This is a genomic window from Herbaspirillum sp. C7C8 (assembly GCF_022627875.1).
Lineage (GTDB): Bacteria > Pseudomonadota > Gammaproteobacteria > Burkholderiales > Burkholderiaceae_D > Herbaspirillum.
In genome coordinates, this window is sequence record NZ_JABXGG010000008.1 from 127,236 (window position 1) to 151,700 (window position 24,465).

General features: G+C 63.9%; 19 protein-coding genes. 14 read left to right on the forward strand and 5 right to left on the reverse strand.

Annotated features, from left to right (window positions below; translation table 11 throughout):
• Positions 1–2: 2 nt before the first annotated feature.
• The 3 genes from HWE01_RS11795 (at position 3) to HWE01_RS11805 (ending at position 4,441) form a co-directional block, all read left to right on the forward strand.
• Complete coding sequence (locus tag HWE01_RS11795; RefSeq protein WP_241821902.1) at positions 3–1,235, forward strand: efflux RND transporter periplasmic adaptor subunit; 1,233 nt, start codon at positions 3–5, stop codon at positions 1,233–1,235.
• Positions 1,232–2,710 (forward strand): efflux transporter outer membrane subunit, encoded by a 1,479-nt coding sequence (locus tag HWE01_RS11800; protein WP_241821903.1) that lies wholly within the window; start codon positions 1,232–1,234, stop codon positions 2,708–2,710. The genes HWE01_RS11795 and HWE01_RS11800 overlap by 4 nt, the downstream gene beginning before the upstream one ends.
• 180 nt (positions 2,711–2,890) lie before the next feature.
• Positions 2,891–4,441 carry a methyl-accepting chemotaxis protein gene (locus HWE01_RS11805; protein WP_241821904.1) on the forward strand — a complete coding sequence of 517 codons (1,551 nt, stop codon included), beginning with the start codon at positions 2,891–2,893 and terminating at the stop codon, positions 4,439–4,441.
• 158 nt (positions 4,442–4,599) lie between these two features.
• Here HWE01_RS11805 and HWE01_RS11810 read toward each other — a convergent pair whose 3' ends face one another.
• Both HWE01_RS11810 and HWE01_RS11815 read right to left on the reverse strand, forming a co-directional pair.
• Positions 4,600–5,343: a response regulator gene (locus HWE01_RS11810; protein WP_175343749.1), complete on the reverse strand. Its 744-nt coding sequence runs from the start codon at positions 5,341–5,343 to the stop codon at positions 4,600–4,602.
• On the reverse strand, positions 5,340–6,794 hold the full coding sequence (locus HWE01_RS11815) for an ATP-binding protein (RefSeq protein WP_241821905.1): 1,455 nt from the start codon (positions 6,792–6,794) through the stop codon (positions 5,340–5,342). Before HWE01_RS11815 ends, HWE01_RS11810 begins: the two co-directional genes overlap by 4 nt.
• A gap of 227 nt (positions 6,795–7,021) precedes the next feature.
• Here HWE01_RS11815 and HWE01_RS11820 point away from each other — a divergent pair, with 227 nt between their 5' ends.
• The 8 genes from HWE01_RS11820 to HWE01_RS11855 all read left to right on the forward strand — a co-directional run bounded on the left by HWE01_RS11820 (position 7,022) and on the right by HWE01_RS11855 (position 17,566).
• Positions 7,022–8,323, forward strand: a complete 1,302-nt coding sequence (locus tag HWE01_RS11820) for an efflux RND transporter periplasmic adaptor subunit (RefSeq protein ID WP_283817514.1) — start codon at positions 7,022–7,024, stop codon at positions 8,321–8,323.
• An 11-nt stretch (positions 8,324–8,334) separates the two neighbouring features.
• Complete coding sequence (locus HWE01_RS11825) at positions 8,335–11,490, forward strand: efflux RND transporter permease subunit (RefSeq protein ID WP_241821906.1); 3,156 nt, start codon at positions 8,335–8,337, stop codon at positions 11,488–11,490.
• Positions 11,490–13,010: an efflux transporter outer membrane subunit gene (locus tag HWE01_RS11830; RefSeq protein WP_241821907.1), complete on the forward strand. Its 1,521-nt coding sequence runs from the start codon at positions 11,490–11,492 to the stop codon at positions 13,008–13,010. Before HWE01_RS11825 ends, HWE01_RS11830 begins: the two co-directional genes overlap by 1 nt.
• Before the next feature lie 352 nt (positions 13,011–13,362).
• Positions 13,363–14,217 (forward strand): NAD-dependent epimerase/dehydratase family protein, encoded by an 855-nt coding sequence (locus HWE01_RS11835; protein WP_241821908.1) that lies wholly within the window; start codon positions 13,363–13,365, stop codon positions 14,215–14,217.
• Between the two features lie 232 nt (positions 14,218–14,449).
• A complete protein-coding gene (locus tag HWE01_RS11840; protein ID WP_175343745.1) occupies positions 14,450–15,283 on the forward strand; it encodes an amino acid ABC transporter permease in 834 nt (277 codons plus the stop codon).
• Positions 15,280–15,933 (forward strand): amino acid ABC transporter permease, encoded by a 654-nt coding sequence (locus HWE01_RS11845; protein ID WP_008333453.1) that lies wholly within the window; start codon positions 15,280–15,282, stop codon positions 15,931–15,933. Before HWE01_RS11840 ends, HWE01_RS11845 begins: the two co-directional genes overlap by 4 nt.
• Positions 15,917–16,711, forward strand: a complete 795-nt coding sequence (locus HWE01_RS11850; RefSeq protein WP_175343744.1) for an amino acid ABC transporter ATP-binding protein — start codon at positions 15,917–15,919, stop codon at positions 16,709–16,711. Before HWE01_RS11845 ends, HWE01_RS11850 begins: the two co-directional genes overlap by 17 nt.
• A gap of 51 nt (positions 16,712–16,762) precedes the next feature.
• Positions 16,763–17,566: a transporter substrate-binding domain-containing protein gene (locus HWE01_RS11855; RefSeq protein WP_008333450.1), complete on the forward strand. Its 804-nt coding sequence runs from the start codon at positions 16,763–16,765 to the stop codon at positions 17,564–17,566.
• Between the two features lie 74 nt (positions 17,567–17,640).
• On the opposite strand, the gene HWE01_RS11860 is transcribed toward HWE01_RS11855, so the two are convergent.
• On the reverse strand, positions 17,641–18,363 hold the full coding sequence (locus tag HWE01_RS11860) for a FadR/GntR family transcriptional regulator (protein WP_008333449.1): 723 nt from the start codon (positions 18,361–18,363) through the stop codon (positions 17,641–17,643).
• Positions 18,364–18,810: 447 nt separating this feature from the next.
• Here HWE01_RS11860 and HWE01_RS11865 point away from each other — a divergent pair, with 447 nt between their 5' ends.
• Positions 18,811–20,067: an MFS transporter gene (locus HWE01_RS11865; protein ID WP_008333446.1), complete on the forward strand. Its 1,257-nt coding sequence runs from the start codon at positions 18,811–18,813 to the stop codon at positions 20,065–20,067.
• 90 nt (positions 20,068–20,157) lie between these two features.
• On the opposite strand, the gene yfcF is transcribed toward HWE01_RS11865, so the two are convergent.
• Both yfcF and HWE01_RS11875 read right to left on the reverse strand, forming a co-directional pair.
• Positions 20,158–20,817, reverse strand: a complete 660-nt coding sequence (gene yfcF / locus HWE01_RS11870) for a glutathione transferase (protein ID WP_241821909.1) — start codon at positions 20,815–20,817, stop codon at positions 20,158–20,160.
• A 355-nt stretch (positions 20,818–21,172) separates the two neighbouring features.
• Positions 21,173–21,907 (reverse strand): GntR family transcriptional regulator, encoded by a 735-nt coding sequence (locus HWE01_RS11875; protein WP_241821910.1) that lies wholly within the window; start codon positions 21,905–21,907, stop codon positions 21,173–21,175.
• Between the two features lie 402 nt (positions 21,908–22,309).
• Here HWE01_RS11875 and HWE01_RS11880 point away from each other — a divergent pair, with 402 nt between their 5' ends.
• The gene (locus HWE01_RS11880; protein ID WP_008333429.1) at positions 22,310–23,551 is read left to right on the forward strand and encodes an MFS transporter; all 1,242 of its coding nucleotides are present in this window, start codon (positions 22,310–22,312) and stop codon (positions 23,549–23,551) included.
• The gene (locus tag HWE01_RS11885) at positions 23,548–24,381 is read left to right on the forward strand and encodes an amidohydrolase family protein (protein WP_008333420.1); all 834 of its coding nucleotides are present in this window, start codon (positions 23,548–23,550) and stop codon (positions 24,379–24,381) included. Before HWE01_RS11880 ends, HWE01_RS11885 begins: the two co-directional genes overlap by 4 nt.
• Positions 24,382–24,465 lie beyond the last annotated feature (84 nt).

The window sequence follows — 24,465 nt, forward strand, 5'->3', positions numbered from 1 at the left end:
CCATGTCGCATGACCGTCATTCCGAACTCGGCATCCACCCGCTTGGCGAGGGCGAGCCGCAACAGCGCCAGCAGATGATGAGGCGCGCCAAACTGGTGCTGGTCGTGGTCCTGCTGCTGCTGGCTGCGGGGGCCGCGCGCACCTTGGTCAGCCGTGCCGCCAATGCCCGCGCACTGGAGGCTGGCACGGCCGAGCGTGCCAAAGTCTTCGTCAGGGTGGCACCCGCCCGCAGCAGCAGCGAAGGCCAGACGCTGACCTTGCCGGGCAGCCTGCAGGGCTACGTGCAGTCGCCCATCTCGGCGCGCGCCGGAGGCTATCTCAAGCGCTGGACCAAGGATATCGGCGCCGAAGTGAAGAAGGGCGAACTGCTGGCCGAACTGGATACCCCCGAGATCGACCAGCAGCTTTCGCAAGCCCTGGCTGCACGCCAGCAGGCCGCCTCCGGCATGGAACTGGCCAGGAGCTCGATGGTGCGCTGGGAAGCCCTGCGCAAGAAGGACGCCGTCTCGCAGCAGGAACTCGATGAACGCCGCAGCGCCTTCGCCCAGGCCAGTTCCAACCTGGCGGCGGCAGACGCCAATGTCGCGCGCCTGCGCCAGGTGGAGAGTTTCAAGCGTATCGTGGCGCCGTTCTCGGGCATCATCACGCGCCGCAACGTGGACGTGGGCGATCTCATCGATCCGGGTGCCGGGCGGGCGCTCTTCGTGCTGTCGCAGACCGATCCGCTGCGCGTGTACGTGAACGTACCGCAGGCCTACGCCAATCTGGTCAAGCCCGGCCAGCCGGTGACGGTGACCCAGTCCGAATTGCGCGCACGCAAGTTCGAAGGCAAGGTGGCGCGCACCGCTGGTGCCATCGATGCGACCACGCGCTCGATGCAGATCGAGGTCACGCTCGCCAATGCCGACAAGGCGCTGCTGCCGGGGGCCTTCGTGCAGGTGGCCCTGCCGTTGAAGCCCAGTGGCACACTGCTGGTGGCGGCCGATACGCTGATGTTCCGGCGTGATGGTTCGCTGGTGGCGGCGGTGGATGGACAGAACAGGGTGCAGCTGAAGAAGGTTCGTCTGGGGCGCAATTTCGGTGCGACCGTGGAAGTGCTGGACGGCTTGAGGGGCGACGAAAAGCTGATCCTCAATCCCCCCGATTCGCTGGCCGAAGGCGATCAGGTCGAACCTGCACCGGTTCAGCCCAAGGACAGGCAGGACAAATCCGCCGACAGGAAGGCTGCCTCATGAACCTGCCGCGCCGCCACAGTCTTGTGCTTGCCTTGGCCAGTGCGTTGCTGCTGGTTGCCTGCGCCAGCGGTCCGGATTACACGAGGCCGCAGGTGGACATGCCCGCCGCCTGGACCCCGGAAGCCCCGTGGCGCACCATGCAGCCGCAGGATGCTGCCCCGCGTGGCCCGTGGTGGGAACGTTTCAACGATGCGCAGCTGAACGCCCTGCAACAGCAGGCACTGGCCGGCAACCAGACCCTGGCCATTGCTGCGGCCCGACTGGCGCAGGCACGCGCACAGCTGGAGGTGGCCGGGGCGGCGCAAGTGCCGCAGGTCGGCATCAACGCACGGGCCGCGCGCGGGCGCATTTCAGCCAACCGGCCCCTGACCAACTACAACTCGCCCAACTACGCCACCGTACAGAATGATTTCGCACTGGGCCTGAACGTCAGTTATGAGCTGGATTTCTTCGGACGGGCAAGACGTTCGGTGCAGGCGGCCACTGCCTCGGCCCAGCAATCGGCGGCTGACCTGGAAAACACGCGCCTGTTGCTCACAGCCGAACTGGCCAGCAACTACTTCAACCTGCGCGAGCTGGACATCGAGCTCGACGTCGTCCGGCGCGCCATCGCGCTGCAGCGCAAGGCGCTGGAACTGGCGACCTCCCGCCACGACCTGGGCGCCACCTCGGGACTGGACGTCGCCCAGCAGCAAGCCCTGCTGGACAACACGCTGACCCAGGTGGATCTGCTCGGCCGCCAGCGTGCGCAATACGAACACGCCATCGCCACCCTGATCGGTACCCCAGCGCCGGTGTTCCGCCTGGCGCCCTCGCTGGCACCCGTCGCGCTGCCGGACATTCCCTTGGGCGTGCCCTCGGACGTGCTGGAGCGCCGTCCCGATGTGGCTGCCGCCGAACGCGCCATGGCCGCGGCCAATGCCCAGATCGGTGTGGCCAGTGCCGCCTTCTATCCCAGCTTCATGCTGCAGCCCGGGTACGGAGTCGACAGCCGCAACTGGGCTACGCTCTTCAATGCGCCCAGCCTGCTGTGGTCGCTGGGGGTGTCGGCCTCGCAAAGCCTGTTCGATGGCGGTCGCCTGCGGGCCGGGGTGGATTTGAGCCAGGCCGGCTACAACGCCGCCGTGGCCAGCTATCGACGTACCGTACTGACGGCCATGCAGGAAGTGGAAGACGGCATTACCGGTATCGCCGCACTGGACCGGGCTTGTCGGCAGGCACAATCGGCCATCGCCAGTGCGCGTCGGGTACTGGAGATTGCCAGCAGCCGCTATGAGGGTGGGGCCACGCCCTATCTGGATGTGATCACCGCGCAACAGGCCTTGCTCAACAGCGAGCGCCAGGCGGCACAGTTGCAGGGGCAACGCCTGCTGGTGTCGGTGTTTCTCATCAAGGCGCTGGGCGGCGACTGGCATGAGCGCCGAGACGGGGCGCCGCTTGTGCAATCGCAAACTTTATCGCCGGCAGAGAAGTAGTGATCTGGTGGCCTGACCAGTTTCGGGGGAGTGGGAGGACATTTCTGACGGTCTTGTCAGCGCCGTGTCACAAGCGCTGCAATTGCCCCGTAAACGCCCGTGTAATCGACGATATGGCCGCTTCCCGACCTGCCTAGAATCGCCAGTGATATTCCCACGAGCAAGAACAACGAGGCAGACATGAACTGGTTCAACAATCTGAAGATTGCCAAGAAGCTCATCCTTTCCTTTGCGGCCGTCATCGTCCTGACGGTCATCCTGGGGATCTTCGCCATCAGCGAGTTGAAGGCGGTCAACCAGGCTTCTACCGACATGGCCACCAACTGGCTGCCTTCGATCAAGGCGGCGCAGTCGATCCAGGCCTCGCTGCCGCGCATGCGCATTTCGGAATTGCAGATGATCACCGCGGTCACGCCCGTCGAACGCGAGGATGCCATCAAGGCCATCCATACGCGACTGGGCATTCTGGCCAAGCAGCGCGCCACCTATGAAGCCCAGTTGTCGGAGCCGGAGGAGAAACAGGCGTATGAGAAGTTCTCCCGAAGCTTCGCCGCCTATCTGGAGATCGACAAGAAGCTCGCCGACATTTCCGGTGCCGGCAAGGAAGAAGAAGCCCGCGCGATGTTCAAGGGAGAATCCAACAAGACCTTCCGCAGCATGCTGGAGAACATGGATGAGATCATCAAGATCAACGATGCCGGCAGCACGCGTTCCGACCAGAGCGCCACCGATGTCTTCAGGTCGGCACGTGCGTGGATCTTCGGTTTGCTGGCGGCCATCGTGGTCATCGCCCTTGCCTTGGCCATCGCCGTGGCGCGTGCGGTTTCGCGCCCGCTCAACGAAGCGGTGAGCGTGGCCGAACGGGTGGCGCAGGGTGACCTGACGGTCGATATCCGTTCCGACAGCAAGGATGAAACCGGCATGCTGATGCACTCGCTGCGTGCCATGAATGACAGCCTGCACAAGATCGTCAGTGAAGTGCGTCATGGCACCGATGCCATCACCACGGCTTCGCAGGAAATCGCCACCGGCAACCTCGACTTGTCCTCGCGCACCGAGGAGCAGGCCGGTTCGCTGGAAGAGACCGCCTCTGCCATGGAAGAGCTGACGGCCACCGTCAAGCAGAATGCCGACAATGCCCGCCAGGCCAACCAGCTCGCGGCCTCGGCCTCGGATGTGGCCAGCCAGGGGGGCGAAGTGGTGGGACAGGTGGTGCAGACCATGGAAGGTATCACCGAGAGTTCGAATCGCATTGCCGACATCATCACGGTCATCGATGGCATCGCCTTCCAGACCAATATCCTGGCCCTGAATGCGGCCGTGGAAGCGGCGCGGGCCGGCGAGCAGGGCCGCGGCTTTGCGGTGGTGGCCTCGGAAGTGCGTTCGCTGGCACAGCGCTCGGCTTCCGCCGCCAAGGAGATCAAGCAGTTGATCGATGACTCGGTGCAGAAGGTCGGCGCCGGCAGCCAGCTGGTCGAACGTGCGGGCGCGACCATGAGTGAAGTGGTGGCCAGCGTCAAGCGCGTCACCGATGTCGTGGCCGAGATCAGCGCGGCCAGCAACGAGCAGAGTACCGGCATCGAGGAAATCAATCGCGCCATCACCCAGATGGATGAAGTGACCCAGCAGAATGCGGCACTGGTGGAAGAGGCGGCCGCTGCTGCGCAGTCCTTGCAGGATCAGGCTGGTCGCTTGTCGCAGGTGGTGAGCGTGTTCAAGATCCAGCGTTGACGCAGTGCCGGTGGATCTGACCGATCATTGAACATGACGGTTTTACGTAATTGTTGATTACGTAAAACCATCGTTCATGAATCCTGATCGAAAGTGACTTTCAGATTGCGTTCAATGAACTGCGGCTGATTCAGCATCGCCAGGCAATGCCGCCCGTTTCAATCCGGCGGCAACGCAAAGCAATACCCGACGCCGTACACCGCCTGAATCGCATTGTGTCCCGGAAAGCAGGGTTCCAGCTTGCGGCGCAGGTTCTTGATATGGGTATCGATGGCCCGATCGGTCACGGAGCGATCATCATCATGCAGGTGATTGAGCAGTTGTTCCCGCGAAAAGACCTGTCCCGGTGCCGCCGCAAAGGTCTTGAGCAGCCGCAGCTCCAGCGGCGTCAGGTTGAGCGGTTCGCCACGTACGCTGGCCTGGTGGCGGAGTTCATCGATGACCAGCGGGGCGGCCATCTGCGCTGCCGACCCGACCTGCACCGAACGCTGTACCAGCGCATTGCGCCTGAGCATGGACTTGACCCGGGCCACGATTTCGCGCGGCGAAAACGGCGTCTTGCCGATATAGTCGTCCGCCCCCAGTTCCAGCCCGCGCAAGCGATCGTCTTCCTCTGCGCGCGCAGTGAGCATCAATACCGGTACATCCGAGAAGGTCCGTAGCTGGCGGCAGATCTCCCAGCCATCCATGCCCGGCAACATGATGTCGAGCAGGATCAGGTCCGGGCGCTGCGCGCGCACCGCATCCAGTGCCGCATCCCCGCGTGCTACATGACGCGAGGTGTAGCCGGCCAGTGCCAGGTATTTCTGCAGCAACTCGGCCAGCTTGGGCTCGTCCTCGACGATGAGGATATCGGCGCTGGCGGGGGCGGCAAAGCGGAATTCTTCGGAGCCATCACTCATGCGGCATTCCCTTCCTCCTCCAGGCGGGCCGGCAACACGACCGAGATCCGCAGCCCGCCCAGGGGCGAGGCAGTGGCACCGATGGTCCCCTGATGGGCATCGACGATGCGCCGGCAGATCGCCAGGCCCAGCCCGGCCCCGCCGCTGGCGCGGTTGCGCGAAGCCTCGACCCGGAAGAAGCGTTCGAACAGGCGCGCCATCACCTCGGGCGGTACGCCCGGCTCGCTGTCGTCGAAGACCAGATGCCAGTGCTGTTGCTGCAGTTGGGCATGCACTTTCAGGCGACCTCCGCTGTCGGTGTAGCGCAGGCTGTTCTCGAAGAGATTGTTGAGCAACTGCTGCAGGCGTGCCGCGTCGGCGTGCACGGGCATGGTAGTGGGCAGGCTGCAGGTCAGCGTCATGCCGCACTGGCTGAAGCGTTCGCCATAGACGGCTGCGCTCTCGCGCAGCAAGGGTACCAGGTCGATGTCGCTGCGACGATAGGTGAGCGCACCGGCATCGGCCAGGGAGAGATCATAAAGGTCCCCTACCAGTTTGTTCAGATGCGCCACCTCGCTCTTGAGGGAGTGCAGTGTCTGCGCATCGGGTTGCAGCACGCCATCTTCCAGCGCCTCCAGCTGGCCGTTGAGAATGCCCAGGGGAGTGCGCAATTCATGCGAGACATCGGCCATGAATTCGCGCCGCAGTTTTTCATTGCGCTCCAGGGTCATGGCCAGCCGGTTGAAGTCCTGCGCCAGCATCCCGACTTCATCACCCGATTCCACCTCCACCCGGATCGCATAATCGCCACCGGCCAGCCGGTGCGTGGCCCGCGCCACGCGCGTGAGCGGGCGCGTGAGCACGCCCGAGATGCGCACCACCAGGAAGGCCGCCAGCATCACCGCCACCACGGCAATGATGAGCTGGGCCAGGAACTGGCTTTGCTGGAAGCGCAGGTCGAGGGCACCGATCACGCTTTCAAAGGGCGTCTGCGCCACCCAGCCGACGATCACGTCATCCTGGAGCAGGGGCCGCAGGCGCGCATCGGGACCGACCTTGGGATAGCCGATCACCAGTTGTCGTCGGGCATCCAGCAAGGAAAAGCGCAGCGTCGCGCCGGTCAGGTCGGAGGCCGTCATGGGTGGCCCCGGCGTGGTGACCACCCCATTGTGTTCGACGATGGCCGGCTTCATCAGCTCGAACCAGACGCGCGGCTTGCCGCGAATGAAGTCCCAGTTGCCATGTTCGCGATAGGCCTGCTCCAGGCGCGGCACCATGTCTTCCATGCGCTGCTGGGCCTGCTCGTTGAGATAACCGAGGAAGTCGCGGTTGAAGATGTAATGCCCGGCACCATTGATGGCCGCGATCACCACCACGATCAGCGCCAGCATCGCATAGAAGAGTTTCAGGCGGATGTTGGCGCGATAGAAGAGGCGGTCGGTCAGCTCGACAATCGAGTGGGCGATGGACATGGGGATGCAGCAGGCGGTCGGTGGAATCAGGCCAGAGCTTATCAAGAACCCGGCGTCCGGTGGCGCACAAGTTGCCGCTGCGCCCCGTCCTGTTGCAGGACGGACATACCGCCGCGCCTGCTCATTTTTCCCTCACATTTGTTGCCCATAATCGCAGGTCCGATAGCTCATTGCGCCCGGAACCCGCGCCCATGGCGGACCGCGGACGGGCAGAAAGCCTCCCGATCATGCACGACACTGCAACACTCCCGCGCCGCCAGGGGCGCCGCTCTTCCACCGCAGCCCGTCTGGCGCTGTCTCTGATGCTGGTGGCCGTCCTCGGCGCCTGCTCGCGCTCCGGCGACCAGCCCAAGCCCGCCGCCCAGTCCGAAGTCGGCTACGTGGTCGTCAAGGCCCAGCGCCAGGCACTGACCACCGAGTTGCCGGGCCGTACCACGGCCTACCTGACGGCCGACATCCGTCCTCAGGTCGGCGGCATCATCCAGAAACGCCTGTTCAAGGAAGGCAGCAAGGTCAAGGCCGGCCAGCCGCTCTACCAGATCGATCCGGCCAGCTATCAGGCTGCCTATGACAGCGCCAAGGCTTCCCTGCTCAAGGCGCAGGCAACGCTGGCCTCATCGAAGCTGAAGGCCGATCGTTATGCCGAACTGAACAAGATCGATGCCGTCTCCAAGCAGGACAACGACGACGCCCAGAGCACCCTGCGCCAGAACCAGGCCGATGTGGAAGTGCAGAAGGCCGCCGTGCAGACCGCCGCCATCAACCTGCAATACACCAGGATCCTCTCGCCCATCTCGGGCCGCATCGAGCAATCCAGCGTCACTCCCGGCGCTCTGGTGACGGCCAGCCAGACCACGGCACTGACGACGGTGCAGCAGATCGACCCGATCTATGTCGATGTGACGCAATCCACCGTGGATCTGCTGCGCCTGCGGCGCGAACTGGCCAGCGGTCAGATCAGGAAGAGCGGTGACAATGCCGCCCAGGTCAAGATTCTGCTGGAAGACGGCTCCACCTATGAGCGCACCGGCAAGCTCGAATTCACCGGCCTCTCGGTCGATACCGGCACCGGCATGATCACCTTGCGCGCGGTGGTCCCCAATCCGGACGGCGTGCTGCTGCCGGGTGCTTACGTGCGTGCCGTGCTGGAAGAAGGTGTGGATGAACACGCACTGCTGGTGCCGCAGAAGGCGGTCAGTCGCGACCAGACCGGTGCAGCGACCGCGCTGGTGCTGGGTGCCGACGGCAAGGTACAGCAGCGCCTGGTGACCGTGGCGCGTGCGGTGGGCAACAACTGGTGGATCAGCAAGGGTCTCAAGGAGGGCGACAAGCTCATCGTCGACGGATTGCAGAAGGTGCGTACCGGTGATACGCCACGTGCCATCGACATCACCGACAGTCTGCAGAAGGATCTGGCCCGTGAAGCCGCCGCTGCCGCTGCCGATCCGTCGCTGGGCGGGGACACCGACCGGGCAGCCGGTGCGACTGCTGCCCCGGCCACTGTCGCCACCGGCACCCGGTCGAAGTAAGCGAGGCACACATGGCACGTTTCTTTATCGACCGGCCCATCTTTGCGTGGGTCATCGCCATCATCATCATGCTGGGGGGCATGATGGCTATCCGCTCGCTGTCGCTGGAGCAGTATCCCGACATTGCCCCGCCCAAGGTCAACATCAAGGCCACCTATACCGGTGCCTCGGCCAAGACCCTGGAAGATTCGGTGACCCAGGTCATCGAGCAGCAGATGAAGGGGCTGGACAACCTGCAATACATGTCGGCCAGCTCCAGCTCGGCCGGTAGCGCCACCGTCTCGCTGACCTTTACCGCCGGTACCAATCCCGACGTGGCGCAGATGCAGGTGCAGAACAAGCTGCAGCAGGTCACTGCGCGCCTGCCGCAGGCGGTGCAGAACAATGGCGTGACGGTGACCAAGGCCTCGACCGACATCCTCATGGTGCTGTCGCTGACCTCGGATGATCCGCGCATCACCAGCATCGACATCGGCGACTTCATCAGCAGTACGCTGACCGACCAGATCAGCCGCGTGGAGGGCGTGGGCGACGTGACCGCCTTCGGTACCAACTATGCGATGCGCATCTGGATCGATCCGGCCAAGTTGCAGAAATATGCGCTGATGCCCTCCGACATCACCAGCGCGCTGGAAGCGCAGAACACCGAGGTATCGGCCGGCGAGATCGGTGCGCTGCCGGCACAACCGGGCCAGCAGATCAACGCCACCATCACGGCGCGCAGCAAGCTGACCACGCCGGATGAGTTCCGCAACATCATCGTCAAGTCCTCTTCCGATGGTTCGGTGGTGAAGCTCGCTGATGTCGCGCGGGTGGAGCTGGGCGGCGAGAGCTACCAGGTCGCTTCGCAGCAGAACGGCAAGCCGTCCTCGGCGCTGGCGATCCAGCTGGCCACCGGCGCCAACGCGCTGGCCACGGCGGACGCGGTCAAGAAGAAGATGGCCGAGCTGGAGCCGTACTTCCCGGCCTCGATGAAACTCAAGACCAACATCGCCTATGACACCACGCCCTTCGTGCGCGTGTCGCTGGAAGAAGTGGTCAAGACCCTGATCGAAGCCATCGTGCTGGTGGTGCTGATCATGTACCTGTTCCTGCAGAACATCCGCGCCACCTTCATTCCGGCCATCACGGTGCCGGTGGTGCTGCTGGGGACCTTCGGCATCCTGGCCATGTTCGGTTATTCGATCAATACGCTGACCATGTTCGGGATGGTGCTGGCCATCGGCTTGCTGGTGGACGACGCCATCGTGGTAGTGGAAAACGTCGAGCGCCTGATGAGCGAGGAGAAGCTCAGTCCCAAGGAAGCCACGCGCAAGTCCATGCGGGAAATCACCGGTGCGCTGGTCGGTATCGCCATGGTGCTCTCGGCCGTGTTCATCCCGATGGCCTTCTTCGGTGGATCGACCGGGGTGATCTATCGCCAGTTCTCCATCACCATCGTCTCGGCCATGGCCTTGTCGGTGATGGTGGCGCTCACGCTCACACCGGCCCTGTGCGCCACCTTGCTCAAGCCGCATGCCGGCGGTCATGTGCAGCAGGGCAAATTCTTTACCTGGTTCAATCGTACCTTTGACCGCAGTGCCACGCGCTATCAAGGTGGTGTGGGCGGCCTGCTCAAGCGCGGCAAGCGCGGCCTGTTGATGTATGCCCTGATCGCGGTGGCGATGGCGGTGCTGTTCATGCGCCTGCCCACCTCCTTCCTGCCGGAAGAAGACCAGGGCGTGCTGATGGCACAGATCCAGTTGCCTACCGGCGCCACGGCCGAACAGACCGCTACCGTGGTCAAGACGGTGCAGCAATACTTCATGAACAAGCCCGAATCCGTTGATTCGGTGCTGGCCATCGTCGGTGCGGGCGTGGGTGGCAACAGCCAGAACGGGGCACGCGCCTTCATCCGCCTCAAGGCTTGGGACCAGCGTACCGGTGCCGGGCAGTCGGCCGCCGAGCTGGTACGCCGGGCCAATGCCGACCTCTCCAAGATTCGCGGTGCCCGCGTGTTCCTGATGAACCCGCCGGCGGTGCGCGGCCTGGGCCAGAGTTCGGGCTTCGATCTGGAATTGAAGGATGTCGGTGGCGTCGGCCACGATGCCTTGCTCAAGGCGCGCGACCAGTTCCTGCAACTGGCGCGCAGCAATGCGCTGCTGGCCAACGTGCGTACCACCGGCCTGGATGATACGCCCCAGTTGCGCGTGGCCATCGATGACCGCAAGGCCGATGCCTTGTCGATTTCGACCTCCGACATCAACTCGACCCTCGCCACGGCCATGGGCGGTACCTACGTCAATGACTTCCTCAGCAATGGCCGCGTCAAGAAGGTCTATGTTCAGGGCGATGCCGCCTTCCGCATGCAGGCCGAAGACCTGAACCGCTGGTATGTGCGCAATTCGGCCAGCCAGATGGTGCCGTTCTCGGCCTTCATGAGCAGCAAGTGGACTTACGGTCCTTCCCTGCTGGAGCGCTACAACGGCGTGTCTTCCTTCGAGATCGTGGGTGAACCGGCAGCCGGCGTGAGCTCGGGCAGCGCCATGGCCGAAGTGGAGAAGCTGGTGGCGCAACTGCCGGCGGGCATCGGCTTCGAGTGGACCGGTTCGTCCTACCAGGAGCGGCTCTCGGGCAACCAGGCACCGATGTTGTATGCGATTTCCATCCTCTTCGTGTTCCTGTGCCTGGCCGCTTTGTACGAGAGCTGGTCGGTGCCCTTCGCGGTGATTCTTGCGGTGCCGCTGGGTATCGTCGGGACCGTGCTGCTCACGGGCATGTTCGGGATGTCCAATGACGTGTATTTCCAGGTGGGGCTGTTGACCACCGTGGGCCTGTCGGCCAAGAACGCAATCCTGATCGTGGAATTTGCCAAGCAACTGCATGAGTCCGGCAAGAGCCTGCGGGAGGCCACCCTGGAGGCGGTGCAGCTGCGCCTGCGTCCGATCCTGATGACTTCACTGGCCTTCATGTTCGGCGTGCTGCCTCTGGCCGTGGCCAGTGGCGCCGGATCGGCCAGCCGCCGCGCCATCGGCACCGGCGTGCTGGGCGGCATGCTCTCCGCGACTCTGCTGGGCATCTTCTTCGTGCCCTTGTTCTACTACCTGATCGGCACCTGGCTGGACCGCCGCACGGCCAACAAGCCGCCCAAGGATGACGATCACGCCATGCAAAAGGAGGGTGTGTGATGACCCAGCCCATACAACAGAGCTCGATCCTGTGGACCCGTACGGCCATGGTGCTGGCGCTCACGACAGCGCTGGCGGGTTGCGCCAATCTCGCGCCCGACTACGCCCGGCCGTCGGCGCCGGTGCCGGCCAGCTGGGCCCGGCCGGTCGATGGCAAGCCCGTCGGCACCCTTGCTGCCAAGGCCGCTGATGCAATCGATGCCGACCAGCTCGGCTGGCGTGAGTTCTTCCTCGATCCGCGCCTGCAGCAGGTGATCGCGGCCGCGCTGGAGAACAACCGCGACCTGCGCGTGGCCGCGCTCAATATCGAGAAGGCCCGGGCGCAATATCGCATCACCGATGCCGACCGCTATCCGGCCATTTCAGCCACCGGAACCAGCAGCGCCAGTCGCACGCCGGCGGAGTTGTCCACCAGTGGCCGCGCCACGGTATCAAGACAGCAGAGCGTGACGGTGGGCGTGAGCGCCTATGAACTGGATTTCTTCGGTCGTCTCAAGAATCTGTCGGATGCTGCCCTGGAAACCTATCAGTATCAGGTGGAGACCCGTCGCAGCACCCACATCAGTCTGGTGGCCGAAGTGGCCACGGCCTGGCTCACGCTGGCCTCGGACCGCGAGCTCTTGACACTGGCTCAGGACACCTATGCCAGCCAGTCACGTACCTATGCACTGAGCCAGCGCAGCCATGACATCGGCACCGTCTCCGGCGTCGATCTGGCCAGCCAGGAGGCCACGGTGCAAGCGGCGCGTGCGGATGTGGCCAGCTACACCAGCCAGGTCGCACAGGACATCAATGCCCTGCGCCTGCTGGTGGGCGCTGATGTCGATGCGGCGCTGTTGCCCACGGCGTTGCCCGAGACGGCCAGCGTGTTGCCGGCCACACCGGCGGACCTGCCTTCGCAGGTGCTGTTGCGACGGCCCGACGTGCTGGCGGCCGAGCACACCCTCAAGTCCGCCAATGCCGACATCGGTGCGGCGCGTGCGGCCTTCTTCCCCAGCATCTCGCTGACCGCCGACGGCGGCACCGCCAGTCGTACCCTGGGCGGCTTGTTCAAGGCGGGCAGTGGCAGCTGGAGTTTCGTACCGTCGATCAACCTGCCCATCTTCAATGCCGGCAGCCTGCGTGCCAGCCTGGACTCGGCCAAGATCACACGTGACATCGACGTGGCCAGTTATGAGAAGACCATCCAGACCGCCTTCCGCGAAGTGGCCGATGCCCTGGCCGTGCGCGCCACGCTGGATCAGCGACTGGATGCACAGGGCAAGGCCACGGCGGCCAGCGAGAAGGCTTTCCGCCTGTCCGAGGCGCGCTACAAGAACGGTATCGACAGCTATCTCACCACCCTGGTGGCGCAGCGCACGCTGTACTCGGCACAGCAGACGCTGATCTCCCTGCGGCTGACCGAGCAGAGCAATCGCATCACGCTCTACAAGGTGCTGGGCGGTGGCTGGAACGAAGACACTGCCCGGCCAACTGCCCGCCCGCAGGGCACCGCATCGTCATCACCGGACCGCTCTTAGGCGCAGGACGCGGACATCGCGATCTGCTCCAGGCGCTGTGGTGCAGTCCTGCGCGGCTGGGGCAGGTCGGAAAGATGGCAGAAGATGGTTGAATTTTGAAGGTAAATTCCCGTCGAATGGCGGGAGATGCGAGTTGGCCCTGGCTGCGTCAACACCCCCGCTTCTGCCGTCCACCTGCCCGCAAATACGGTTGACAAGCCGAACCTCGCCGGGAATAATCCGCCAAGTGATACGACGACGTACAAGATCAGTCGGTCGCACGCCCGGTACCGGGTGTGCGCGCATCACGGCCCTTGAATACAGCACCCGACCGACAACTACAACGATGAGCAACCATCAGGAGACCGCCCGCATGAGCGCAGAGACTGAACGCGATGCGTGGCAGAGCGCCCGATTTTCCCGCCTCTTGCTGACCGGCGCCGCCGGTGGCGTGGGACGGCAATTGCGGCCGCGCCTGGCGTCTTTCGCCGAGCGTGTGCGGGTAGCCGATCTGGCAGCGGCCATGCAGGGCGTGACGCCGGCAGGGGCGCATGAAGAGGTGCTGGGTTGCGACCTGGCCGACCGTGCGGCGGTCGATGCCATGGTGGCCGGCTGTGAGGCCATCATCCATCTGGGTGGCGTCTCGGTGGAGCGTCCTTTCGAGGAGATCCTGGAAGCCAACATCAAGGGTGTCTTCCACATCTACGAAGCCGCGCGCCGTCATGGCGTCAAGCGCGTCATCTTCGCCAGCTCCAATCATGTCACCGGTTTTTATCGTCAGGATGAGCGCATCGATGCGCATGATCTCAAGCGTCCCGATGGCTACTACGGCTTGTCCAAGTCCTATGGTGAAGACATGGCGCAGTTCTATTTCGACCGCTATGGCGTGGAAACGGTGAGCATCCGCATCGGCTCGATCTTCCCGGAAGCGACCAATCGCCGCATGCTGGCCAGCTGGATGAGCATGGACGACTTCGAGCAACTGCTGCGGCGCGCGCTGTTCATTGCGGGTGTGGGTCACACCATCGTCTACGGCATGTCGGCCAACGCCAAGACCTGGTGGGACAACCGTCATGCCGCGCACCTGGGCTATGCGCCCAAGGACAGTTCGGAGATCTTCTGCGCCAAGGTGGAAGCGCAACCGCAACCGGCTGCGGATGATCCCGTCGCGACCCTGCAAGGTGGCGCCTTCACGGCGGCGGGACCCTTTGATCCATTGGCGGACTAACTCAAATTTTCCACAGCGTTTTCGTTTCACCCGAGCAGTCACCTCGCATTTCGTCGTACTCCGCCGCGGCAGGACCTCTCCTGTCGCGCGGCATGGCAGCACCGCACGCAACCGCTTGACCTGAATCGCAGCAAGGCAGCACCCGGAACACCGGGCCGCTCGCACGCAGCAGGATCGCGCCCGCGCCGCACCGATGTCCGGTTTCCTGAAACCTTGATGGACCCGGCAGCCCATGAACTTCTCTCTCGACTTCACTCCGCTGGCGCCCTACTGGCCCGTGTTCCTGCACGGCGCCTGGCTGACACTGAAGATGACCACGCTGGCGATCATCGTCGGCGTCGCCATCGGCATCTTCGTTGCCTTCGCCAAGAACAGTCCCAATCGTCTGTTGGCCCGCACCTGTAGTGCCTATATCGAGGTGGTGCGCAACACGCCCTTCCTGGTGCAGATATTCCTGCTGTATTTCGGCCTGGCCAGTCTGGGTATCCGCATGCCGACCTTCGCGGCGGCGGTGCTGGCGATGATCATCAACATCGCCGCCTATGCCGCCGAGATCATCCGCGCCGGTATCGATTCGGTGCCGCGCGGGCAGATCGAGGCCGCCCAGTGCCTGGGCCTGTCGGTCTGGCGCATCCGCTGGCACGTGATGCTGCAACCGGCCATCGAGCGCGTCTATCCGGCGCTGACCAGCCAGTTTCTGCTGATGATGCAGGCCTCGGCGATGGCCTCGCAGATCTCCGCCGAAGAGTTGACCGCCATTGCCAATACCGTGCAGTCCGATACCTTCCGTTCGCTGGAGACCTATATCGTGGTCGCCGCCCTGTACCTGGTGCTGGCGGTGCTGGTCAAGCTGGTGGCTTATTCCATTGGTGAAACTATCTTCAAGCGCCGCCGCACCTTGCGCCGTGCTGCTGCGCTGGGCCGGCGCAGTCCGGTGTCGCGGCTGCCTGCGACGGATCCTGCGGGGATGGCACCCCTGGCCCATGTGCCTTATGTGCATGGCGTATCGCGACCGGTGGCGGTCAATACGAGCGCCTCGCTGCGCATCGAAGGGAGCACATCATGATGGGCAACTTCAGCTGGACCTATTTCTTCTTCATGGTGCAGTCCATCGGCTGGACGCTGGTGCTCTCTGCGCTGGCTTTCGTGCTGGGCGGTCTCGGCGGGTTCCTGGTGATGCTGGCGCGCATCTCGCCGCGCGCCTGGTTGCGGCGGCCCGCCATCCTCTTCATCGAGTGCATACAGGGCATACCCTTGCTGATCCTGCTCTTCATCGTCTATTTCGGTCTGTCGGTGTATGGGCTGGTGCTGCCGGCGCTGGTGGCGGCCGGGCTGGCGATGATGATCTATACCAGCGCCTACCTGGGCGACATCTGGCGCGGCTGCGTGGAGGCCATGCCGCGTCCGCAGTGGGAGGCCTCCGAATGTCTGTCGCTGACCCGCTGGCAGACGCTGCGCCTGGTCATCATCCCGCAGGCCACGCGATTGTCACTGCCGCCCACCATCGGCTTTCTGGTGCAGCTGATCAAGATGACCTCGCTGGCCTCCGTCATCGGATTCGTCGAACTGACGCGGGCCGGGCAGATCATCAACAACTCCATCTTCCAACCCTTCCTGGTGTTCCTGCTGGTGGGCACCTTCTATTTCCTGCTCTGCTATCCCTTGTCGCGGTGGAGCGCATCCATGGAGAGAAAGCTCAATGTCAGCCATCGCTAAATCCGAATCCGTGCCGCATCTGCGGCCCGTTGCGTCGGCGCAGGAGCCGCAGCCCGTCATCGTCAGGCTGGACCAGGTCTACAAGAGCTTTGGTGACAACCAGGTCTTGAAGGGCGTGTCCTTCGAGGTGGCGCGCGGCGAGATGATTGCCATCATCGGTGCCTCCGGCTCCGGCAAGTCCACCGCGCTGCGCTGCATCGACCGCCTCGAGACCATCGATTCCGGCAGCATCGAGGTGGCGGGCATCCGCGTCGATGATCCGCAGGTCGACCTGCACAAGCTGCGGCGCGAAGTGGGCATCGTCTTCCAGAGCTACAACCTGTTCCCGCATCTGAACGTGCTGGAGAACGTCATGCTGGCCCTGCGCCACGTCAAGCAGCAGGACAAGGCCGAAGCGCGCCGCGTGGCCCTGGCCGCGCTGGCGCAGGTCGGGCTCGATGAGAAGGCCGGCGCGTATCCGGAACAGCTTTCAGGCGGCCAGCAGCAGCGCGTGGCCATCGCGCGGTCGCTGGCGATGTCGCCCAAGGTGATGCTGTTCGATGAAGTGACCTCGGCCCTGGATCCGCAACTGACCGGTGAAGTGCTGCGCGTGATGGAAGACCTGGCCGCCAATGGCATGACCATGCTGCTGGTGACCCACGAGATGAACTTCGCCAAGCGCGTGGCTGATCGCATCATCTACATGCACCAGGGGCGGGTCTGGGAAGTCGGTCCCGGCGACATGCTGGACCACCCGCACACCCCCGAATTACAGGCTTTTCTGGCCGCCGACCTGTAGCGCAAACGCTGTTCCCTGTACGACCTGTTCATAAAATAACGGAGACAAGTAATGAAAAACGCAAAATTGCGCACCCTCGCGCGCACCGCCCTTGCGGCCCTGATCCTGGGCCTGAGCGCCCACGCGGCGCTGGCCGACCAGCTGGACGATATCAGGAAGGCCGGCAAGATCCGCATCGCCACGACCTCCAGCACACCGTTGTTCGGCTACAGCGACGAGAAGCTGCAGCCGGCCGGTTCCGACGTCGAGGCCGCGCGGCTGCTGGCCCAGGACCTGGGGGTGCAGCTCGACCTGATCCCGGTGGCCAATGCGGCGCGCGTGCCGACCTTGCAGGCCAATCGCGCCGATATCGTGGTGGGTTCGCTGTCGATTACGCCGGAACGGCTGAAGGTCATCGATTTCTCCATTCCCTATGCGGTCATCAGCCTCATCATCGGGGCCCCCAGGAACATGGCCATCAAGGATTATGCGGATCTGAACGGCAAGCGCATCGGCGTCACCCGCGCCACGCCCAACGATACCCTGACTACCCAGAACGCCAAGGGCGCGGAGATCATGCGCTATGAGGATGATGCGACCCTGATCACGTCGATGGTGACGGGTCAGGTGGACGTCTTCTCCAGTACGCCATCCAATCTGCAGGAGATGCAGAAGAAGTCGCCCGGCAAGAACCTGGAAATGAAGTTCGAACAGAAGGCCTTTGATCTGGGCATCGCCATCAACAAGAACCAGCCGCGCCTGAAGCAATGGATCGATGGCTGGGTCAAGACCAACATGAGCAATGGCAAGCTCAACGCCATCTACAAGAAGTATCACGGCCGCGATCTGCCGGCCAACGTGCAGCATCCCGCGTAATACCGGCATGTTCCAGCGACGCCGGGCGCAGCATGGCCCGGCGTCGTTGCGTCATGTGCAGCATTGAGCCGCCTTCAGCCGCCTTCGAAGATGCGCTGGCGGGCATGGCCGATGTGCGCGCGCATGGCGGCTTCGGCCTGCTCTGGCGAACCCAGCGCGATGGCATCGATGATGGCCTGGTGCTCGTCATCGATGACCTGGATACGTTCGCCTTCCTGCGGTGAGCCCAGGTTCTGGGCCAGCTCCATGCACTGGCGGATAGGACCCAGCGCATGTTCGATGGTGGAGATGAAGAAGGGATTGCGGGTGGCCCGGGCAATGGCCATGTGCAGCGCCAGGTCCTCTTCCACGCCGGTCTGGCCCTGCAGTTGCGCGCGCCGCAGCGCCTCCAGGCAATGGCGCATCAGGGCGACATCCTCTTCCTTGCGGGCCGCGGCGGCGATGCCGGCCGCGCCCACCTCCACGCATTCGCGAAAAGCGTAATAGCGCTCCACATCATGGATGCTGGCAATCTGCGCCGGGGCACTGCTTTGCAGCACCGGCAGCCGCTGCACGTAATTGCCCGAGCCCCGGCGCGAGACCACGATGCCCTCCGAGCGCAGCCGCGAGAGCGCTTCCCGCACCGTGGTGCGGGAAGCCTCGTAGCGCTGCGCCAGCTCCACTTCGGTGGGCAGCTTGCGGTTCTCCCCCAGCTCCCCGCGCAGGATGGACGCGATGATCTGCTTGCAGATATGTTCGGAACGGCTGAGATTGCCGCGACGTGAAGGATCGGGGGAAGGCGGATTGAATGCTGACATGTACGATGACTGCTGCCGATGAGTTCGTCTGCGGACACTATGAAGGAGTCGACGCCAGGGTGCAAGCCTTGTCCTCGGGCGCTGCACGATGATTCAGCCTGTCGTGCCAAAATCGCCTGCGAAAGCGCTTTGCGGGAAGAAAACTGCAGCGAATTCGGTTGACTTCCTGCCCACTGATCATTAGAGTTGTCCACCTGCATGAAGAATTAGTCCGACTAATCGCAGCATAACTTATACGACATCGTATAAATAAATGACAAAAAAGATAAAAAACCTTCCTTTGGAGACAGGCATGGACTCCCGACCTGCCTGACGCCAGGCGGCCCGGTGCCGCCCGGGGCTGACGGCTGTGCGCCATCCACCGCGAGAGCGGGCGTACAGCCGGGTCCGGGCGGCCACAGGTCGCGCCATGCCTGCCTGTTGAAGAACTATCCTTTTGGAGACGCCATGAAGTACGTAAGAGGAATCCGCTGGTACATGGTGACGCTGGTCACCCTGGCCCTGATCGTCAATTATCTGGCCCGCAACACCTTGTCGGTCGCCGCGCCGACCATGATGAAAGAGCTGAACATGAGTACGGAGCAGTACTCGTACATCGTGGTGTCATGGCAGATCTGTTATGCGCTGATGCAGCCGGTGGCCGGCTACATACTCGATGCCGTAGGGACCAAGATCGGCTTCGGCATCTTCGCCCTGGCCTGGTCGCTGGTATGCGCCGGGGCGGCACTGGCCACGGGCTGGCAGGGGCTGGCCTTCTTCCGTGCCCTGCTGGGCATCACCGAAGCGGCCGGCATTCCGGGCGGCGTGAAGGCGTCCACCGAGTGGTTCCCGGCCAAGGAGCGCTCGGTGGCGATCGGCTGGTTCAACATCGGCTCCTCCATCGGCGCCCTGTGCGCACCGCCGCTGGTGGTGTGGACCATCCTGCATGGCGGCTGGAAAATGTCTTTCGTGGTGGTGGGGGCACTGGGCGTGCTGTGGTTCTTCCTGTGGATGCTGTTCTACAAGAGCCCGCGTGACCAGAAGCTGCTCTCGCCGCAAGAGCGCGACTACATCCTCGATGGCCAGGAGAAGTCGCCCGAGAAAGTGGTCCGCGAAAGCTGGACCAAGATCGTGCGCAGCCAGAACTTCTGGTCGATCGCCATCCCGCGCTTCCTGTCGGAACCGGCCTGGCAGACCTTCAACGCGTGGATTCCGCTGTACATGGCCACCGAGCGCCACATGAACATCAAGGAAATCGCCATGTTCGCCTGGTTGCCTTTCCTGGCCGCCGACATCGGATGTGTTCTGGGCGGCTACCTGAGTCCCTTCTTCCACAAGCATCTGAAGGTCTCGCTGTTCACCTCGCGCAAGCTGGTCATGCTCACGGGCTGTCTGGCCATGATCGGGCCGGCCTGTGTGGGCTTCGTCGATAGTCCCTATGTGGCCGTGGCCTTGCTCTCCGTGGGCGGCTTTGCGCACCAGACGCTGTCGGGCGCGCTGTATTCGATCACCTCCGATGTGTTCACCAAGAACCAGGTCGCCACGGCTACCGGCCTGACCGGCATGAGCGGCTACCTGGGCGCGACACTGTTCACGCTGCTCTTCGGCGTCCTGGTCACGCAGATTGGTTACGGTCCTCTGTTCATCCTGCTGGCAGTCTTCGACCTGTTGGCTGCGGCGGTGGTGTTCGCGATTGCCCGTCCGCGTCCGGACGCCATTGCCTGACGGTGCTCATACGGAGTTCGTCCTGCAAGGGGCGACGTCTTGCGACGTCGCCCCTTTTTCATGATCAGCGCGGATCAGCCATAGCGATGGTTACGCGGCGGGAGTCGACAGAGGAGGGCGCTGCATTGCCACCCATTCCTGCACGGCGGGCCGTTGCCATTGTGTCCGTGCATAGTCGGCCAGGCGCGGCGGCACGGCGTCGTCGTGCAGGGCAAGACGATTGATCATCAGCGCCAGGTCGGTATCGGCGATGCACCACTCACCGAAGAGGCAGTGAGCACCTTCCGGCAGCAGGGCGTTCGCCACACTGAACAGCCGTTGCACGGCGGCCCGCGCCTGCGCTGACAAGGGCGGCTTGCGTGCACCGTAGAACAGCACTTGGGTATTGCGCTCTTCGCGCAGGGGCAGCAGGTCGCTGCGCAACCAGGCCTGCACCTGCCGGGCGCGAGCCCGCGCGACGGGGTCGGCCGGGTAGAGCGACGGGCCGCCGAAGACATCCTCCAGATATTCCGTAATGGCCGATGACTCGGACAGTGCCAGGCTGCCGTGCTCCAGGGTCGGCACGCGCGCGGTCAGGGACAGCGTGGCATAGGCCGCATCCTGATGGGCGGCGGCATCCAGATCGACCGTATGCAGCGTGAAGGGCAGGGCCTTGGCGCGCAGGGCGACGAAGACCGACATGGCGTAAGGACTGGCGTACTGGGCGTCGACGTGCAGCTGCAGAGCCTGTGGATGACGATCGTATTGCATGTGTACCTCGTGAAGAACGGTTGAAGAAAGCCGTTCCGCCGGTAGTACGCCGGGGCGAGGTCTGAAAGGGCAGCGCTGTTGCGATTCAGTCCCGCCAGGCGATCCGCCGGACGGGACGTGACATCCCCGTCAGCGGAGATGCCGTTTTTTGGTGTTCAGCCCGCGCATGCCGACGCCAGCGGCCACAAGGGCAGCGGGTGACTGGATGAGGGATCGCTTCAGTTGCATGGTGGGAGAAGTGATGGGCCGAGCGACGATAGTAAACCAGATTGCAGCATTTTTGCCATGCGTGTGCGCTTAAGCCACAGCGGGGTCGGTCCGCAGGATACAACGCCCGCCGATAGCTGAGCGTGAGTCAGCGAATCTCCGCGCTATACCTGAACTTGCTTGCCGCCCCGCGTGACTGTCGCCATTCCAGGGGAGTGCCGTCCGAGCCGAAGGCGATGCGTTCGATCACCACGACCGGCGTCTTCTCCGCCAGGCCCAGCAGCCGCGCCTGCGCAGCCGTGACGGTCTCCACCGTCAGGGTCTCGCGCGCAGAGGCGACGATGAGCCCGCATTCGCGCTCGTAGAGCGGATACAGAAGATCACCGAAGTCTTCCGGGGCCTTGTCGGCCAGGGCCTTGAAGCGCTGGGCGCACAGATAGATGTTCTCGGCCAGCACCGGTTGGCCGTCGACCTTGCGCAGACGCAGCAGTTCGATCACCCGCGCATGGCTCTTCAGGTGCAGGGCCTCGGATACCCGGCGCGGCGCTTCGATGAGCTTGCGGCTGACGATCACGCTGGTCGGTTGCAGCGCTCGACCATCGGCCGCTTCAAAGCGGAAGAAGCGGAACAGCGAGTTGTCGAAACGCGCCTTGCGCACAAAGGTGCCGCGTCCATGAGTCCGTTCCACCAGACCCTCGCTCATCAGCGTTTCGACCGCCCGGCGTACCGTCCCGATGGCGACCTGATAGGTCTGGCTCAGTTCTGCCTCGGAGGGGATGGCCTGGCCTGGTTGCCATTTCTGGGCGCGGATCTGCGCCGCGAGCTGGTCGCGCAACTGGAGGTAGAGCGGCAGGCGCGCATCGGCGCCATTCTGGTCGAGCATGCTGAGACTTGCCTTGCAATGAGAAAGTGCTCAGTCTACCCGGGGGCGGGCGCACTCACAACGGGCCGGTGAAGTGCAGGTGGACAAACCAAGCGGCACAGCATCGCGTTGCTTGCCCGGCGCGTTCTGACGGACGATGATCTGCCCACATCCGACGGCTTGCAAAACGTATCGCTGGAGGTCGCAGCACCCCTGATCGGGAAGGATTGTTGCATCCTCCCGGCTGTGTTATCTTCCGTTAACTCATATAGATGACTATATGAGTAGTTGAGTAACTGAATAATTCATCCGATAAATCAATCCGCTACGCGCCGCCATCGGTCTGGCACCACGTTCCGTCACAGCATGGGCTGCCGGGCGGGGCAGCCCGAGGTTGCGCGCCTTCAGCATAGAGGACGAGACATGTTTTCATGGTATCGGCAGGTCACTGCCAAGGAACGCAAGACTTTCTGGGCCTGCTTCAGTGGTTGGGCACTGGACGCGCTGGACGTGCAAATGTTCAGCCTGGCCATCCCCGCACTGATTGCAGCCTTTTCGCTCTCCAAGGCCGATGCCGGCATGATCAGCGGAGCCACCCTGGTGGCCTCTGCCATCGGCGGCTGGTTCGCCGGCACTCTGTCGGACCGCTACGGACGCGTCAAGACCCTGCAGATCACCATCATCTGGTTCTCCCTGTTCACCTTCCTGAGCGCGTTCGCCCAGAGTTATCCGCAATTGCTGGTGCTCAAAGCCTTGCAGGGCTTCGGTTTCGGCGGCGAATGGGCGGCCGGTGCGGTGCTGATGGCCGAGACCATCCGCGCCGAACATCGCGGTCGTGCCATGGGTACCGTGCAGAGTGCCTGGGCCGTAGGCTGGGGCGGTGCAGTGCTGCTGTTCTCGGTGCTCTTCACCATGCTGCCGCAGGAAATGGCCTGGCGCGCGATGTTCATCATCGGCCTGCTGCCCGCGCTGCTGGTGGTCTACGTGCGGCGTTCGGTGCCCGAGACCGATGCCTTCCTGGCCGGTCGCAAGGCAGCTGCCGGCAAGCCCGCCGCCAGCACGCTGCTGGGCATCTTCCGCCCCGATGTGCTGCGCCTGACCCTCATCGGCAGCCTGCTGGGCGTGGGTGCGCACGGCGGCTACTACGCACTGATGACCTGGCTGCCGACCTACCTCAAGACCGAGAAGCACCTGTCGGTGCTCTCTACCGGCGGCTACCTGGCCGTCATCATCATCGCCTTCTGGTGCGGCTGCATCGTCAGCGCGCAATTGCTGGATCGCATCGGCCGTCGTCGTACCGTGGCCAGCTTCGCCCTGTGCTGCGTAGCCACTGTCCTGTGCTACATCTTCCTGCCCCTGAGCAACACCCAGATGCTGGTATGCGGCTTCCCGCTCGGCTTCTTCGCCGCCGGTATCCCGGCCAGCCTGGGGGCGCTCTTCAATGAGCTGTACCCCAGTGGCATTCGCGGTACCGGCGTGGGCTTCTGCTACAACTTCGGACGCGTGGCCTCGGCCGGTTTCCCGGTCCTGGTCGGCCACATGAGCGACTCCATGCCGCTGGGCCAGGCCATTGGCATCGATGCCGCCATCGCTTATTCGCTGGTCGTGATCGCCGTGCTGATGCTGCCGGAAACCCGGGGCCGCCAGATGGAAACCGGCGCATGAGTTTCCCCGCCGTGCCCCCAGCCGCGCTGCGCATTGATACTCACGCGCACGTCTTTGCGCGCGGCCTGCCGATGGCCGACGTACGCCGTTACACGCCGGCCTATGACGTCACGGTCGATGAATACCTGGCGCGGCTGGATGCACATGGCATGAGTCATGGCGTACTGGTGCAACCGAGTTTCCTGGGCAGCGACAACGATTATCTGCTGCAAGCCATCGCCCGCGCCCCGCAACGCCTGCGCGGCATCGCCATGGTCGACGCGGATATCGGCCTGGCGCAGTTGCAGGCCCTGCAGCAGGGCGGCGTGGTCGGCATACGCCTGAACCTGGTGGGCGGTGCGCCGCTGCCCGATTTGCGCGGTGTCTGGCACGACACGCTCACGCACATTGCGGCCATGGGCTGGCAGGTCGAGATCCATCGCGAGGCCGCGGATTTGCCGCTGGTGCTGGAACCCTTGCTGGCACTGGGTTTGAACGTGGTGGTCGATCACTTCGGCCGGGTCGATGCGGCGCTGGGCGTGGACGACCCCGGTTTTGGCTACCTGCTGTCCATCGCCGCCTCGCGTCAGGTGTGGGTGAAATTGTCGGCGCAGTATCGCAACGGCGGCAGCGAGGGTGGTGCCCGTTTCGCTCGCCGGGCCTGGCCGCTGCTGCGCCGGCACTTCGGGGTCGATCGCCTGCTGTGGGGCAGCGACTGGCCGCATACCCAGCATGAAAGCGTGACCGACTACGGCGACAGCTGGCGACGCTTCGAGGCCCTGGTGAGTGATGAACAAGACCGCCGGCGCATCACCGGCGAGACGGCGGCGCAGTTATTCCGTTTCGGCTGAGCCTGCGCACCGCGGACAGGGAAGCAAAGAACCCGACGGGGATGGATGTACCGCTGCACTCACGCGGCAGCGGATCTGAGCCGG